Here is a 15,329-nt window from a genome sequence, read left to right on the forward strand (position 1 = left end):
AATGCGTTCACTATTTGTAATTTTCTTCCTGATCCTTGCTGGGTGTAGTTCTTCGCCTGAACAAACTCAACAGCCACAAACTAAGCCAAATACAACCACTAAGCCAGCTCAAGTCGTTAAACCGAATACCGATGACCCCAATGCTGGGCGCTATTCTCTTAAAGATGACCGTGCACCTAAGGTGATTCCTGATTTTTCAAAAGTACAATTAATTACCCCTCACTACGAACCTTATAGCCGTGGCGGTAATAAAGACTATACCCTACGCGGCAAACGCTACCACATTATAAAAAATCCTCAGGGTTACACTGAAACAGGGTTTGCTTCATGGTACGGTGAAAAGTTTCATGGTCATAAAACCGCTAACGGTGAAGTGTATAATATGTTTGCTATGACAGCGGCGCATAAAACATTACCGTTACCAAGTTTCGTGCGTGTAACCAATACCCTTAATCATAAATCAGTGATTGTACGGGTTAATGATCGTGGCCCATTCCATGATGGTCGCATTATTGATTTAAGTATGGCTGCAGCGTCTAAATTAGGCGTGATCAGCTATGGTACTGCGCCAGTAAAAATTGAAGTAATAACAGTACCAAAACCATCAACTAAAGCTGAAATAAAAAAAGCACCGATTCCAATTCAGTATTTTATTCAATTAGCAGCGGTGAATAACCAACACAAAGCGGATCAGATGCAGCGTGAAGTAAAACAACGTTACAGCACCAGTGTTGATGTTGAAAAAATCGCTGATCGAGCTATTTTCCGCGTTCGCTTAGGACCATTTTTAGACCATAAAGATGCTGAATTATTACTCAAGCAAGTCAAAATTAAGCATTACCCACAAGCATTTATGATCACTGAAAAGCGATAATTGAACCTTATCATTATTCCTTAATCATACCAATAGCCTATAGTTTGTTGTTTAAATCATATAACTATAGGCTTTTTATTGCTATTAGTTATAACTATCGCATCGCTGTTAATCTTTATTTCCCAATGTCAGAACTGTGGAAACTTCCGTTCAGGCACTGATTGCCTATGTGTTATCTGTTATAGTGAGCCCACTTTTTAGCCACAGATTAATTAAAGTTAGATATATCATGAAAAAAACCGCTGTGCTTTTCCGTTCTGTAGCCATCTCTGCCACTCTGCTGGCTTCAGCTACTGTTGCTGCATCTCCAGCAGTAGTACCTGAAGCTCCACAAATTGCGGCTAAAGGTTATATTCTTGTTGACTACAACTCAGGCAAAATCATTGCTGGTCATAACCAAAATGAAAAATTAGCGCCTGCCAGTCTAACTAAAATGATGACCAGCTATGTTATTGGTCAAGAAATTAAAAATGGCAATATCTCTCCTGATGATAATGTCGTTATCAGTAAAAATGCGTGGGCTAAAAACTTCCCTGGATCATCAAAGATGTTCTTAGAAGTGGGTAAAACAGTTAAAGTCTCTGATTTAAATCGCGGTATTATTATAGACTCAGGTAATGATGCTTGTGTTGCCATGGCCGAGCATATTGCTGGCTCACAACAATCTTTTGTTGAGCTAATGAATGGCTGGGCAAAAAATCTAGGCATGAAATCAACCCACTTTACTAATGTGCATGGCCTTGATAACCCAAATTTATACACAACACCTTATGATCTTTCTGTTCTTGCACGTGCGTTAATTCATGATTTGCCAAATGAATTTAAGATCTATGATGAAAAATCATTCACCTATAACGGCATCACTCAATATAACCGTAACGGTTTATTATGGGATCAAAGCATGCATGTTGATGGCTTAAAAACCGGCCATACCGACAATGCAGGTTACAGCTTGGTGAGCACGGCAACAGAAGGCAACATGCGCCTTATTTCCGTGATTATGGGTACAGCAAGTAAGCACGCTCGTCTTGCCGAAAGTAAAAAGTTATTAACCTATGGCTTTCGCTTCTTCACCACGTTAACACCGTATAAAAAAGATCAAACCTTTGTGACTGAAAAAGTCTGGATGGGTAATACTGATAAAGTCGATCTGGGTGTTAATGAAAATACTTATGTGACCATCCCTCGTAGCCAAACGAAAGACTTAAAAGCAAGCTTCGTGTTAACTAAAGAGCTAAAAGCACCGATTAAAAAAGGTGAAGTGATGGGTACGTTATATTACCGCTTAGGTGATAAAGATATCGCGCAATACCCATTAGTTGCGTTGTCAGAAGTAAAACAAGGCAGCTTCTTTAGCCGCTTGGTTGATTATGTTGAAATGCTTATCCAAAGCTGGTTTTAAGTTGTTGTAATAACATCCACCAGCCTAAATAAACAAGCTGCCAACTGGCAGCTTGTTTAGGTTTACAAGCCTGCATACACATTTTCCAATAACCAAGATAATCACAACCTTGTTTTCCAGCTACTGACGCATTAAGATGCCTGCATATTACCGTGATTTGTGATCTATACCACGGTGTAAAACCAGAAAAACTCGAACCTTGGAGTTCTATTATGCAAGATTTAAATAAAGAGCAACTAAAACTTAAAGATTTACTTGAATTCCCTTGTAGCTTTGCCTTTAAAGTTATGGGTGAGAATAAACCAGAATTGGCTGATCTTGTTGTTGAAGTTATTCAAAAAACAATCCCTGGCGATTACGTTCCAACAACAAAGCCAAGCAGCAAAGGTACTTATACCGCAGTTTCTGTAACTGTTAACGCAACCAATATTGAACAAATTGAAACGCTATACAAAGAACTTGGCGCTATCGATATTGTGCGTGTTGTACTATAACAATTTAATACTACATCCAATGGCGACTAACTCTTAGTCGCCATTTTTTTATGTTTCATTTTCATCATCACTGCCCTTTTCTACTCTTTTATATACCCACAATATTATTGTCAAATATATTAATAATAAGTGAATAACTGGTTAATCATGCATCTTTTAACAGTTTAGGTATAATAGCTCAGTTCACAGCCATTCAATGGCGCTTTGCGTTATATCAATAAATAGGCACAAATTTGCAAACATCTCTTATTATTAGAAATCTGGGCCGTTGTGATTATCAAGCCACCTTTGATGCTATGCATCAGTTCACTAACGACCGCACCGACATGTCTGCCGATGAAGTATGGTTGGTTGAGCATCACCCGGTTTTTACTCAAGGCCAAGCTGGAAAAATAGAACACCTGCTCAATACCGGTGATATTCCAGTGGTGCAAAGTGATCGTGGTGGTCAAGTAACCTATCATGGCCCAGGTCAGCAAGTCGCTTATATATTGATTAATTTACGCAGAAAAAAACTCAGTGTTCGTGACTTAGTCAGCCACATCGAAAACACAGTTATTAATACCTTATCTCAATTTGGGATTACATCTAATGCTCGCCCTGATGCCCCTGGTGTGTATGTCGCCAATCGCAAGATATGCTCATTAGGATTACGGATCAGACGCGGCTGCTCTTTTCATGGTCTGGCACTTAATATAAATATGGATTTGGCCCCCTTTGAGCGGATTAACCCTTGTGGTTACGCTGGAATGGAAATGACGCAAACTGCGTTATTAAATGGCCCTAATGAACTGATGGAAGTTCAGCCGGTACTCATTGAAGAATTAACAAAATTACTCGACTACTCACACGTCGAGTGGATGACGGAAAGCAATCAACTATGAGCAAACCAATTAAAATTGAACAAGGCGTTAAATACCGCGATGCTGATAAAATGGCATTGATTCCGGTGCGTAATGTTGCCCAAGAAGAAGCACCCAAAGAGGTGTTACGTAAACCTTCATGGATGAAAATAAAACTGCCATCTGACAGTAAGCGCATTCAAGAAATTAAGTCTGCGCTACGCAAAAACAATCTCCACTCTGTATGTGAAGAAGCCTCTTGTCCAAACTTAGCTGAATGTTTTAATCATGGCACAGCTACTTTTATGATTTTAGGTGCTATTTGTACTCGCCGCTGTCCATTTTGCGATGTTGCTCATGGTCGTCCGTTACCACCCAACGCAGAAGAACCAAGTCATTTAGCGCAAACTATTGCCGATATGAAGCTACGCTATGTGGTTGTCACTTCTGTCGATCGTGATGACTTGCGTGATGGTGGTGCTCAGCATTTTGTTGATTGCATTAATGATATTCGCGCTAAAAGCCCTCAAATTCACATTGAAACTTTAGTGCCTGATTTCCGTGGTCGTATGGATCGTGCATTAGATATCTTCCGTGATACTGCACCAGATGTATTTAACCATAACCTTGAAACAGCTCCTCGTTTATACCGTAAAGCTCGTCCTGGGGCTAATTACCAATGGTCGCTAGATCTGTTAAAGAAGTTTAAAGAAATCCACCCAACAGTACCGACAAAATCAGGCGTAATGATGGGGTTAGGTGAAACAAAAGAAGAGATCATTCAAGTATTAAAAGACCTTCGCGCTCACGGCGTCACCATGCTAACGCTCGGTCAATATTTAGCACCAAGTCGCCACCATTTGCCGGTTGAGCGCTACGTGCCACCAGAAGAGTTCGACGAATTAAAACAAGTCGCACTTGATCTTGGCTTTACACATGCCGCTTGTGGTCCGTTTGTACGTTCTTCTTACCATGCAGATTTACAAGCTCAAGGTGTTGAAATTAAATAATTAATAATCAATTAGCTATTAATTTCCATAAAAAAACCGCTTTAGTGAGCCACTAAAGCGGTTTTTTAATAACCAAGATAACAAATTAGTTATTTAGCAAAAGCAGCACCAAATACGGGAGCAATTGAGTTTAATACTGACTCGGTTACTGGCTTACCATCATTATCAGTAATATTTAATGAAGTACGGTTACCTAGATCACCCACCAAAATACGATACTTATCATTGGTTAAGTTCATTGGCTTAGTGCCAAGCTTTGTCCAAAATGCATCATCAGGTTGACGGTATTTAACATCAATTAAACCTTGTGAGCGATTACGATCTTCAACCGTAAAGCCAAGTTTTTGTAACATGACTGGTAAACGTTCCCACATATCATCATAAGGGGCGCGAGCAATAATAATCGGCAAACCGCTGCGATCAGTACCCATCATAATAGGCACGTTTTTCAATTGCTCAGCGGCTGCAATACGTGCTTGCTCACGCACCATATTATCGTATTTCGCCATCACTAAATTGGTCATTAAAATGCTATAGCGACGCTTATCATCTGCACTAACAGGCTTAACTTTACCGTCTTCACGCCAATCAGTTAACGTAATACGGTAGCTGTTGATGTTCGGTGATTTTTCAATAGTATAACGGCTACTGATCTTGGTATCTTCGTCTTCATTAGTCCAAGAAACCCAATCCGTATCAATACGATCAGCACTTTGTTTTACAATACCGACTTTATTATCAGCAATCAGCTGCTGAGTCACACGCCAGATCTTCATTAACTCATTTGATGACGGCATAAACAAGGTTACGCCTTGACCATCAATCGCTGAAGTGACACCAGGGATCAACTCTAGTACCTGCAACGGTGGACGAATATCAACCTTAGTACCAACTTCTCCCTTGTAAACACGTTGTGGGATAGTGTAATTAGTATTACTAAAAGGTTGAGCACCTGCTGGCAACGTCCAACTTTCAAGTGCTGGCGTATCAAGATAATTAAAATCTTGCGCTGCCTGGCGGCGACTATCTGCACCACTAGAACATGCTGTAATGCTTGTCACTACGACAGCGGCTAATGCTAGCCGGTATTTATAATTCATTTATGCTCCTGCGCTCCTTGATTGTTACAACCACTCAATTAATGACATTGTATTACAATACGTTAGCGTCAATAAGTGCTTGTTTAACAATAGGCTGCTGTGATTCGCTTAAAACAGTAAGCGGAAGTCGTAAGTTATCGTGTTCAATTAATCCCATCTGATGAGCGGCCCATTTCACGGGAATTGGATTCGCTTCAACAAATAGTTTGGTATGTAATGGCATCAAGCGTTGGTTTATTTCTTGGGCTGCTTCAATATTACCATCTAAAGCTAAATCAAACATTGTTGCCATCTCTGCTGCGGCAATATTTGCGGTAACAGAAATAACCCCATGACCACCTTCTGCAACAAAATCAACAGCTGTCGCATCATCACCACTTAGTTGGATAAAATCTGCGCCACAAAGTTCCCGTGTTTTTTTAACGCGCGTAATATCACCCGTCGCATCTTTAATGCCAATAATATTGTCAAGTTTCGCTAATCGCGCCACGGTTTCAGGCAGTAAATCAACCGCAGTTCGACCTGGTACATTGTATAATATTTGTGGAATATCGGTCGCAGCGGCAATGGCTTTATAATGCTGATATAAACCTTCTTGTGTCGGTTTATTATAGTACGGTGTCACACTTAGGCAGCCCGCAATACCTGTCCCAGAAAACAGTTTAGTAATCGTTACTGCTTCATGGGTTGCATTAGCACCAGTACCAGCGATAACAGGCACGCGTCCATCAACATACTCTAAGGTTTTTAAAACAACTTTAACTTGCTCATCAACGGTTAATGTTGTCGACTCTCCCGTTGTTCCAACCGAAATAATCGCTTTGGTGCCCGCGTCAATATGGTAATCAACTAGCTTCTGTAAGCCGATGTAATCAACTTCACCTGAAGAATCAAATGGTGTCAATAATGCAACCATGCTTCCTGAAAACATATTCGTCTCCCTTTGTTATATAGCGTAACGATTCAAAGCTAACAACATTAACAACCAATCAATAGGAATGGTTACGGTATATAGCTAGTTATAAGTCATGGTACTTTTGCATGACTATAAACTCAAGCAAAGGGTGACTGAAAACCGTTAACTGGCGCGCTTTATCGTATTCATTTTAACGTTATTGTTAATGTTTAACGTTTCTAACACCAAAAACAAATCTTTTTCAGCGATTACTATTGCTAACCATACAATTATAATAAAAAACTTTGTGATTATTGATCCTAATTTGCGCTCTTTTGAATAATCACTCTGTGCTAACATGCTAATAATGATCACGAAAAATGGCGCTAAATATGGAACATTATCTCGTAATAACAGCAGTAGGTACTGATCGCCCTGGTATCACCGATGAGATCACCCATCTTGTCGCGCACAGTGGCTGTAATATCATTGATAGTCGAATTGCTCTTTTTGGCTCTGAATTTACCTTGATTATGCTACTTTCTGGTAATAGCAATGCCATCTCTAGAATTGAATCGACATTGCCTCTTAAAGGCCAAGAGCATGATTTAATCACGGTGATGAAACGCACCAATAAACATATTGCCCGTTTCTTTCCATATACGGCTGATTTTCACATTGAAGCCAAAGATAGCCCGGGGCTGATTAAACATTTCACCCATTTTATGGCCAGCCGAACAATTGACATCTCAACCTTAAGTGCCAATACCATTGAAAGTGGCCATGCTGATATCGATAATCAATTAGTGCTGCAAATCAGTACCAATTTACCCGAAGATTGTAATTTAGTCAGTCTACAAGAAGAATACGATGCACTTTGTAAGCAATTAAATGCTTATGGTACGGTTAATTTTATTGGCCACCATTAAGAACCTATTCCACAAAGTTCGTCATAACAGCACATGTTATTATCTTAAACTTATTAAAAGGACAGCTGCATGAATACCCTAACAGCAGGAATGCTCGCCCCGACTTTTACTTTGCTTAATCAAGATGACCAACCCGTCAGTTTAACTGACTTCAAAGGTAAAAAAGTACTGGCTTATTTCTACCCTAAAGCAATGACACCCGGTTGTACGGTGCAAGCTTGTGGTTTACGCGACAGTAAAGCAGAACTAGATGCACATAACGTGGTTGTATTAGGTATCAGTATTGATCCTGTTAAGCGTCTGCCTAAATTTATTGAGCGCGATAACCTTAATTTCACGTTATTATCTGATGAAGATCATGCTGTTGCTGATCAATTTGGCGTGTGGGGCGAGAAAAAGTTCATGGGGAAAATTTATGATGGTCTACACCGCATCAGTTTTCTAATTGATGAGCATGGCAACATTGAGCACGTGTTTAATAAATTTAAAACCAAAGATCACCACCAAGTGGTATTGGATTATCTCAACCAATAACCCCTTTCAAACCACAACAGCGAAAAAGGCCATTAACGGCCTTTTTGTTTAGCTATTATTCTATGGTAAAGATCAGTAATTCACTGGCGGCACAGTGTCTTTCATCACTAATGCTCCCCATACTGCTTTGACGAGGGTAGCTAATGGAATCGCAAAAAATACCCCCCAGAATCCCCACAACCCACCGAACACTAGAACTGCAACAATAATTGCTACTGGGTGTAGGTTAACCGCTTCAGAAAACAGTATCGGTACTAATACATTACCATCTAAAATTTGCACAATACCGTAAGCGACTAATAGCCACCAAAAATCAGGTGTCCAGCCCCATTGAAATAAAGCAACCATTGCAACAGGCACAGTAACTGCGGCGGCACCGATATAAGGTATTAATACCGATAAACCAACCAGTACCCCCAACAGTACCGCATATTGAAGCCCCATAACCGCAAAGACGATATAACTCGCAATACCGACAATGAATATTTCAATCACTTTACCGCGAATATAATTAGAGATTTGCTGGTTCATTTCGGCACTAACCTTAGTGGCTAAACGTCGATTTTTAGGTAACACCCCAATGAATGACCGCAAAATAGTGTCTTTATCTTTAAGCAAAAAGAAAATCAATAACGGTACTAGGATCAAATACACCCCTAATGTCGCTAAACTGACTAATGATGATAATGAGCCTTTAACAACACTGCCACCTAACGCTAATACTTTTTCACGCAAAGTATCGGTAAAGACAGTCACTTGATGGGCCTGAACAAAATCAGGATAACGTTCAGGCAAACTGGAAACGTAAAGCTGCAAATCATTAAACATTTTCGGCACATCAGCACTTAAATTAGTAATTTGATGCCAAATAGTCGGCACTAATCCTAATAACGCTAAGATCATTAACCCTGCAAAAACAATTAATACAATCGCCACAGCAAGTGTGCGCGGCAGCCCCAACTGAGCCAAACGTGCCACTGGCGATTCAAGTAAATAAGCCAAAACGATTGCGACTAATAACGGTGTAATTAACCCTCCAAAGAAATATAAGGTTAAAAATGCCCCCGCTAGAATGATCATTAAACTCACAGCATGAGGATCAGAGAATCGGCGTTGATACCAACTTTTTAACATATCCAACATGCGTTACTGTCCTTTTTTCACAATAATCACCAACTGATCAACCGCTTCAGCCTGTATATCAATAGTAAATCCATTATTTTGTAAATAACGAAAAATATCCGTTTTTGCACTGGGTTGTGAAACTTTAATCACCAGTTTTTGAGTTAGCGATAAGTCTCTGCAGCTGCGCTTCACCATCAATAATGCTAACGGGCAACGGTAGGCCATAAGATCAAGAGTGAGGATTTCCATTCCAATAGAGTGACAGTGATTATCCATTGTCGTATTGTACCCTTAACCGCAAGGAATAAGCGAGATAACCACAAACGAATATCACGATAGCGAACCTAAGTTAAAATTCGCTGTCATAACAACGCAACAGGTTATCGATAATTATCCGTTATCCTATATTAATCGACATGGTGGTTGTATTATTAATATGTTCCAATTAGCTAAAGCGCCAAGATCAATTTTACTGGCAGCCTTGCTCACTACAAGTTTATCAGCCGTTGCTAGTAATGCTATATTACTGCCTGATATTGGTACCACTGCGGCATCGACACTAACGATTGATAAAGAAATCCAATACGGCGATATGTACATGCGTATGATGCGTGCCAGTCGTCCTATTATTAACGATCCCGTTTTATCTGAATATATTCAAGATCTTGGTCATAAATTAGTGGCTAATGCAGATGGTGTAAAAACGCCGTTTAACTTTTTCTTGATCCAAAATTATGACATTAATGCCTTTGCCTTATTTGGTGGTAATATTGGCGTCCATTCAGGGCTCTTTTTACATGCTAAAACAGAAAGTGAATTAGCCTCTGTGCTTGCCCATGAAATTGCCCACGTCACACAACGACACCTTGCACGAACTTTAGAAGATCAAGCCAAAAAAAATCCCGCCACGATGGCAGCCTTGATTGGGTCACTATTATTAGTCGTCGCAGCACCAGAAGCAGGTATGGCAGCATTACACACCACCACAGCAGTATCGATGCAAGGAATGCTTAATCACACCCGTAGTAATGAAAAAGAAGCCGATCGAATTGGTATTGCCACGCTAGCTAAAGCCGGATTTAACCCTCAAGCAATGCCCCACTTTTTTGGACGTTTGGCTGATAAATATCGCTATACCACTACCCTGCCACCCATGCTACTTAGCCATCCACTGCCGGAATCGCGGATCACCGACAGTCGTATGCGAGCCAATAATTATTCAACCGTAAGATTGCCACCGTCAGAACGTTACTTATTAGCAAAATCGCGGATCGTGGCGCGTAATCTAGGTTTTAGTCAAACATCAGCACTTAACTGGTTTAACACTGAGCTCAAAAAAGCACCGGTAAACCGACGCAAAGAACTCAATTATGGTAAGGGATTGGTGTATCTTGATAACGGCCAATATGCCAAAGCGCAACAATTTTTGATGCCATTACTCACGGCAGAGCCCAATAATTTATTTTATATCGATGCCATGACTGATATCGATTTGTATCAAAAGCATTATGATAAAGCGATTACACGTTTAGAAAAAGCGTTGCAATATCAACCAGAAAGCACTGTGTTACAACTTAATTTAGCCAATGTCTTGTTAGAAGCTAAACGCTATAAACACAGTCTCAATATACTTACTCGCTATACCTATCAGCATGCAAATGATACCAATGGTTGGGCGTTATTAGCGCAAAATTATGCCAAACAAAACCAACGTGCGGGCGAGCTTGCCGCGATGGGGGAATTGGCCGCATTACGTGCTCAATGGAAACTTGCAATTAGTAACTATACGCAAGCAGCTCAACAAGCACCATTAGGTTCGCTCGATCAAGCTCGCTATGATGCACGGTTAGATCAATTACGAATTCAGCAAATGCAATTTGAAGCCTTACGTTCTTCTTTTTAATTATCACAAATTTAACAAGGACTCATGATGACAGTTTCTATTTACCACAACCCTCGTTGTTCAAAAAGCCGTGAAACACTCGCATTACTCACTGAACGAGGAATTAATCCAACTATAATTAAATACTTAGATACACCACTAACAGTTGTTCAGCTACAACAGCTGTACCGCCAATTAGGCTATAACACGGTACGTGAAATGATGCGCACTAAGGAACAACAATACCAAGAGTTGCAACTGAGCGATCCAAGCTTAACTGATCTGGCATTATTTGAAGCAATGGTATCGCACCCTAAATTACTTGAACGTCCCATTGTGGTTAATAATGATAAAGCAGCCATGGGTCGTCCACCTGAGCACGTGTTGGATATTTTATAATGATTAAAATCTTAGTACTTTATTACAGCCTTCATGGTAATACTCGTCAATTAGCACGCCATATAGGCCGTGGCATTGAACAAATCGATAGCTGTGAAGCAGTACTAAGAACCGTTGCCGACATATCAACAATGCCAACAACAACCCCAAGTGCTCCGACAAACCAAACAACTGATCCCATTGTTAGTCATCACGATCTTAGCCAATGTGCTGCCATAGCAATGGGAAGTCCGGTTCGGTTTGGCAATATGGCAGCGCCACTAAAACATTTTTTAGACACGACCAGCAGTGAATGGCTATCGGGAAGCTTGATTGGTAAGCCAGCTTGCGTATTTACATCATCGTCATCGCTGCACGGCGGCCAAGAAACTACGCTACAATCAATGATGTTACCTCTGTTGCATCATGGTATGTTGGTGGTAGGGATCCCCTATTCTGAGCCCTTATTACACACCACCAGCCACGGTGGAACACCTTATGGCGCATCACATGTTAATCATGGCACTAACAAACAGCTCCACGCTGATGAAATAGCACTTGCTCAAGCTATCGGCCGACGTTTAGCAACGATTGCATGTAAATTAAGTGGCTAAAAAAGGATCATTTCATGCCCAAAATGCAACCTTTAACCTATTTTGCACGTCAATCTGCACTATTGTGTCATTGCGGTTTAATTGTTTTTGTTGGCGCATGGCAATTATTACTGTCTCCCCACTTACACTTCTCTGCCGCTGTTATTGCTCTGGTATGGATAGCACCACTATTATTGCCCCTTGCCGGTATGGTCGCCGCTAAACCTTATACCCATGCATGGGCAAACTTTATTTTAATGTTTTATTTTATCCATGCCGCAACCCTTATAACGATTAACGAGGGTGAACGCAGCCTCGCAGCAATAGAGCTTATACTGGTAACATTTTGCTTTATCAGTAATATTCTCTTTTCCCGTTTACGCGCCAAAGAATTGGGAATTAAATTGAAACGCTTATCACAGCTTGAACGTGAAGAGCATGCCCGTTATAACGGCTAATCTTTACTCATTTTCATCGCTATAAAAAAGGCCTGTGTACATAAGTACTCAAGCCTTTTTTCACTTATCAGCGCTATCTATTCAGTTTAGATTAGAATGAAATTAACTATTCCAATCATAAACATTTTGTGGCGATACTGTTAATGGTGTCACTGATGATGTTGTTGCAGGAACCGCTGATGCTGTCGTTGTCGCACTTGTCGGTGCCACTGCTGGCGTTGGTACCGAATCAGCCGCAAAAGCTACCCCTGATTGAGCCTGACTCACTTGGTTGTCATGGCTGATCTCTTGACGGAATGCCTGCTCTGAACCTTGAAGATTCAATTGAAAAATAACACTATTACCTTTAATTCGCATCGCATTAGCACTGCCCACGGTGGTTAAGTTATTCAGCATTTTCTCTAGGGCAAAAAAGTCTTCTGTCGATTGAATATTATCAACTTCAATATTAACCTTACCACCAGCAACACCACCTAATACCACGGCATATTTATTGGCTAAATAATCCGTGACTTTATTGATCATCTGCGTCGATGTTTGTGCCAATGTACCAGATGCAGTACCCGCTATAGGTTGCGTGTCTGCTGTTGCAATTTTACTTGGTTGCTGGGGATAAAATTGCCAATTTAGGCTTACCGTACCATCCGGTTGTTGCTGTGCTTTAACCAATAACAAGCCATTGGCATGATAACGATGACTGGCCGCGGCGATTGGATCAATAAAGTTACCCCACAGATCTGACACATTAACTGCCGTTGCATCTGTTATATCACCAACCGGAAATGTTAATGGCAACCCACGGCTATCTGCTGCTTGTTTAGTATCATTAACTAATGCGTTAGTTGATTGATCCCACAAAATATTACGTTGCTGGTCATCACTATCAACCATCCACACTAAAATATTAGGACGTTGATCTTTCCAAATACTGGCTTTTGACTGCATCAATAATTGCTTGATCTGATTTTTATCAAAGCTTAGATCAAGTGCACGTTGGCCATCAACTTGGCTGTAACCAAATTGGCTTATATAACGACCACTGTTCGTAATTGCCGCTTTAATTGCTGGGTTGTTAAGAATATCAGTATTGCCTGATATTTTGACCAACACATTCGCCAGCCCTTGCTCGCGCGCGGCTTGATCAGCTTGTTGATCGCTTCCAATCAAAGCAACCTGGGTTTGATAAAGATCATTTACCGTCGCAGCGCGTACTGGCAATGCCAATACCGCTAAAAATAATAATGCAAATCGCAACATAGTAAGACTCATGGTTAATTCAAAAAATAGACCTAGTAAGACAGACAACAGGTTTTATCATTGGTGCCGTATCATAGCGCACAGTTTGTAAATTTCATTCGACAATTTCGACAATATAATTTTATCACTCACATTTTTGACTGCGAGATGACTATTGTCATGCAAATAAAGCGCCACTCGTTCTAAATTTAAACGATCATAAGTATATTTTAACTTTTATTCATATAGGCTACCGTTTGCTTACATGCTAGGATTGCGCGATTTTTTTACTTAGGAATACATATCATGATGCAGGTTCTTCAAGGTGCGCAAATGCTATTTGTCGCCTTTGGTGCATTGGTGCTGGTGCCATTACTCACCGGTTTAGATCCCAATGTTGCTTTATTTGGCGCAGGTGCTGGCACTCTTTTATTTCAGGTCGTAACTAAACGTTCTGTTCCTATTTTTCTTGCCTCATCTTTCGCTTTTATTGCTCCAATGATGTATGGCATTCAAACATGGGGGGTTGCTAGCACCATGGGTGGCCTAATGATGGCGGGTGTGGTCTATGTGATCATGGGTGGCATTATTAAAGTACGTGGGGTTGGTTTTATTCATCGTCTCTTGCCGCCAGTTGTCGTTGGCCCAGTGATCATGGTTATCGGTTTAGGGCTAGCGCCTGCCGCAGTTAATATGGCGGTCGGTAAAACTGGTGGTGGCGATGTTCAATTGATTGCTCACGATACCGCGTTATGGATCTCTGCTGTTTCTCTTAGCGTAACCATTATTTTAAGTGTGTTCGCGAAAGGCATTTTGAAATTAATCCCAATCGTCGGTGGCATTAGTGCTGGCTACATTACTAGCCTTGGTTTTGGGGTTATTGATTTTACACCTGTCATCCAAGCAAGCTGGCTTGCAGTACCAAACTTTACTCTACCCGAGTTCAATATCAATGCGGTGTTATTTATGATCCCGGTTGCGATTGCGCCAGCGGTCGAACATGTTGGCGATATTTTAGCGATTTCAAATGTGACAGGTAAAGATTACCTTAAAAAGCCAGGACTACACCGCACCATGGCAGGCGATGGCATTGCCACCATGGCAGCATCACTTATTGGCGCACCACCGAATACGACTTACTCAGAAGTAACTGGAGCGGTAATGCTAACCAAAGCATTTAATCCGGTGATCATGACTTGGGCAGCCGTTACCGCTATCGTATTGGCTTTTGTGGGTAAACTTGGCGCAGTATTACAAACCATTCCCGTACCTGTGATGGGCGGCATTATGATTTTATTATTTGGTTCGATTGCTACTGTTGGCTTAAATACGCTTATCAAAAATCAAGTTGATTTACATAAAGCCCGCAATCTAGTGATCGTTGCAGTAACCTTGGTGTTTGGTATTGGTGGTATGGCATTTGGTATTGGTGAGTTTAGCTTACAAGGTATCAGTTTATGTGGCATTGTTGCGATCTTACTAAATCTTATTCTGCCGCAAGATTTAGGTGAAAACAATGTGGTTGATAATGCTCAAATTGAAGATACAGAGCATTTGTAATTATCACGACAATTCAT

General features: G+C 40.7%; 16 protein-coding genes and 1 pseudogene. 12 read left to right on the forward strand and 5 right to left on the reverse strand.

Going from position 1 to position 15,329, the window contains the following annotated elements; translation table 11 throughout:
• Position 1: 1 nt before the first annotated feature.
• The 5 genes from G6R09_RS11580 (at position 2) to lipA (ending at position 4,622) form a co-directional block, all read left to right on the forward strand.
• Positions 2-874, forward strand: coding sequence for a septal ring lytic transglycosylase RlpA family protein (locus tag G6R09_RS11580; RefSeq protein WP_107204624.1), 873 nt, complete (start codon positions 2-4; stop codon positions 872-874).
• Positions 875-1,103: 229 nt separating this feature from the next.
• Positions 1,104-2,276 carry a serine hydrolase gene (locus G6R09_RS11585; protein ID WP_065169056.1) on the forward strand — a complete coding sequence of 391 codons (1,173 nt, stop codon included), beginning with the start codon at positions 1,104-1,106 and terminating at the stop codon, positions 2,274-2,276.
• Between the two features lie 212 nt (positions 2,277-2,488).
• Positions 2,489-2,770 carry a DUF493 family protein YbeD gene (gene ybeD, locus G6R09_RS11590; RefSeq protein ID WP_163922512.1) on the forward strand — a complete coding sequence of 94 codons (282 nt, stop codon included), beginning with the start codon at positions 2,489-2,491 and terminating at the stop codon, positions 2,768-2,770.
• A gap of 233 nt (positions 2,771-3,003) precedes the next feature.
• Positions 3,004-3,654, forward strand: a complete 651-nt coding sequence (gene lipB, locus G6R09_RS11595; protein ID WP_163922515.1) for a lipoyl(octanoyl) transferase LipB — start codon at positions 3,004-3,006, stop codon at positions 3,652-3,654.
• Positions 3,651-4,622, forward strand: a complete 972-nt coding sequence (gene lipA, locus G6R09_RS11600; protein WP_065169058.1) for a lipoyl synthase — start codon at positions 3,651-3,653, stop codon at positions 4,620-4,622. The genes lipB and lipA overlap by 4 nt, the downstream gene beginning before the upstream one ends.
• An 89-nt stretch (positions 4,623-4,711) precedes the next feature.
• Here the strand turns inward: lipA and bamC are convergent, their stop codons facing one another.
• Both bamC and dapA read right to left on the reverse strand, forming a co-directional pair.
• Complete coding sequence (gene bamC, locus G6R09_RS11605) at positions 4,712-5,722, reverse strand: outer membrane protein assembly factor BamC (protein WP_065169059.1); 1,011 nt, start codon at positions 5,720-5,722, stop codon at positions 4,712-4,714.
• 52 nt (positions 5,723-5,774) lie between these two features.
• The gene (dapA, locus tag G6R09_RS11610; protein WP_065169060.1) at positions 5,775-6,653 is read right to left on the reverse strand and encodes a 4-hydroxy-tetrahydrodipicolinate synthase; all 879 of its coding nucleotides are present in this window, start codon (positions 6,651-6,653) and stop codon (positions 5,775-5,777) included.
• A gap of 356 nt (positions 6,654-7,009) precedes the next feature.
• Here dapA and G6R09_RS11615 point away from each other — a divergent pair, with 356 nt between their 5' ends.
• A complete protein-coding gene (locus G6R09_RS11615) occupies positions 7,010-7,546 on the forward strand; it encodes an ACT domain-containing protein (protein ID WP_163922517.1) in 537 nt (178 codons plus the stop codon).
• A 69-nt stretch (positions 7,547-7,615) separates the two neighbouring features.
• Complete coding sequence (gene bcp / locus G6R09_RS11620; RefSeq protein WP_065169062.1) at positions 7,616-8,080, forward strand: thioredoxin-dependent thiol peroxidase; 465 nt, start codon at positions 7,616-7,618, stop codon at positions 8,078-8,080.
• A 72-nt stretch (positions 8,081-8,152) separates the two neighbouring features.
• On the opposite strand, the gene G6R09_RS11625 is transcribed toward bcp, so the two are convergent.
• On the reverse strand, positions 8,153-9,223 hold the full coding sequence (locus tag G6R09_RS11625) for an AI-2E family transporter (RefSeq protein WP_065169063.1): 1,071 nt from the start codon (positions 9,221-9,223) through the stop codon (positions 8,153-8,155).
• A gap of 3 nt (positions 9,224-9,226) precedes the next feature.
• The gene (locus G6R09_RS11630; protein WP_235859726.1) at positions 9,227-9,481 is read right to left on the reverse strand and encodes a sulfurtransferase TusA family protein; all 255 of its coding nucleotides are present in this window, start codon (positions 9,479-9,481) and stop codon (positions 9,227-9,229) included.
• A 160-nt stretch (positions 9,482-9,641) separates the two neighbouring features.
• Here G6R09_RS11630 and G6R09_RS11635 point away from each other — a divergent pair, with 160 nt between their 5' ends.
• From G6R09_RS11635 to G6R09_RS11650, 4 genes are read left to right on the forward strand one after another with little or no spacing between them, the layout of a single operon-like run.
• Entirely contained in the window at positions 9,642-11,108 is a 1,467-nt protein-coding gene (locus tag G6R09_RS11635; protein WP_065169065.1) for a M48 family metalloprotease, read from the forward strand.
• A gap of 27 nt (positions 11,109-11,135) precedes the next feature.
• Positions 11,136-11,486 (forward strand): arsenate reductase (glutaredoxin), encoded by a 351-nt coding sequence (gene arsC / locus G6R09_RS11640; protein ID WP_163922575.1) that lies wholly within the window; start codon positions 11,136-11,138, stop codon positions 11,484-11,486.
• Entirely contained in the window at positions 11,486-12,079 is a 594-nt protein-coding gene (gene wrbA, locus G6R09_RS11645) for an NAD(P)H:quinone oxidoreductase (protein WP_163922520.1), read from the forward strand. Before arsC ends, wrbA begins: the two co-directional genes overlap by 1 nt.
• Positions 12,080-12,093: 14 nt before the next feature.
• The gene (locus G6R09_RS11650) at positions 12,094-12,516 is read left to right on the forward strand and encodes a DUF2069 domain-containing protein (protein ID WP_065169068.1); all 423 of its coding nucleotides are present in this window, start codon (positions 12,094-12,096) and stop codon (positions 12,514-12,516) included.
• A gap of 102 nt (positions 12,517-12,618) precedes the next feature.
• Here G6R09_RS11650 and G6R09_RS11655 read toward each other — a convergent pair.
• Positions 12,619-13,710, reverse strand: a pseudogene (locus G6R09_RS11655) (DUF2066 domain-containing protein); the annotation flags it as partial.
• A gap of 348 nt (positions 13,711-14,058) precedes the next feature.
• On the opposite strand from G6R09_RS11655, the gene G6R09_RS11660 reads away from it, so the two are divergent.
• Positions 14,059-15,312 carry a uracil-xanthine permease family protein gene (locus G6R09_RS11660; protein WP_065169070.1) on the forward strand — a complete coding sequence of 418 codons (1,254 nt, stop codon included), beginning with the start codon at positions 14,059-14,061 and terminating at the stop codon, positions 15,310-15,312.
• The last annotated feature ends 17 nt before the right edge of the window (positions 15,313-15,329 follow it).

The organism is Photobacterium sp. Alg240-V54 (assembly GCF_900537155.1).
Classification (GTDB): domain Bacteria; phylum Pseudomonadota; class Gammaproteobacteria; order Enterobacterales; family Vibrionaceae; genus Photobacterium.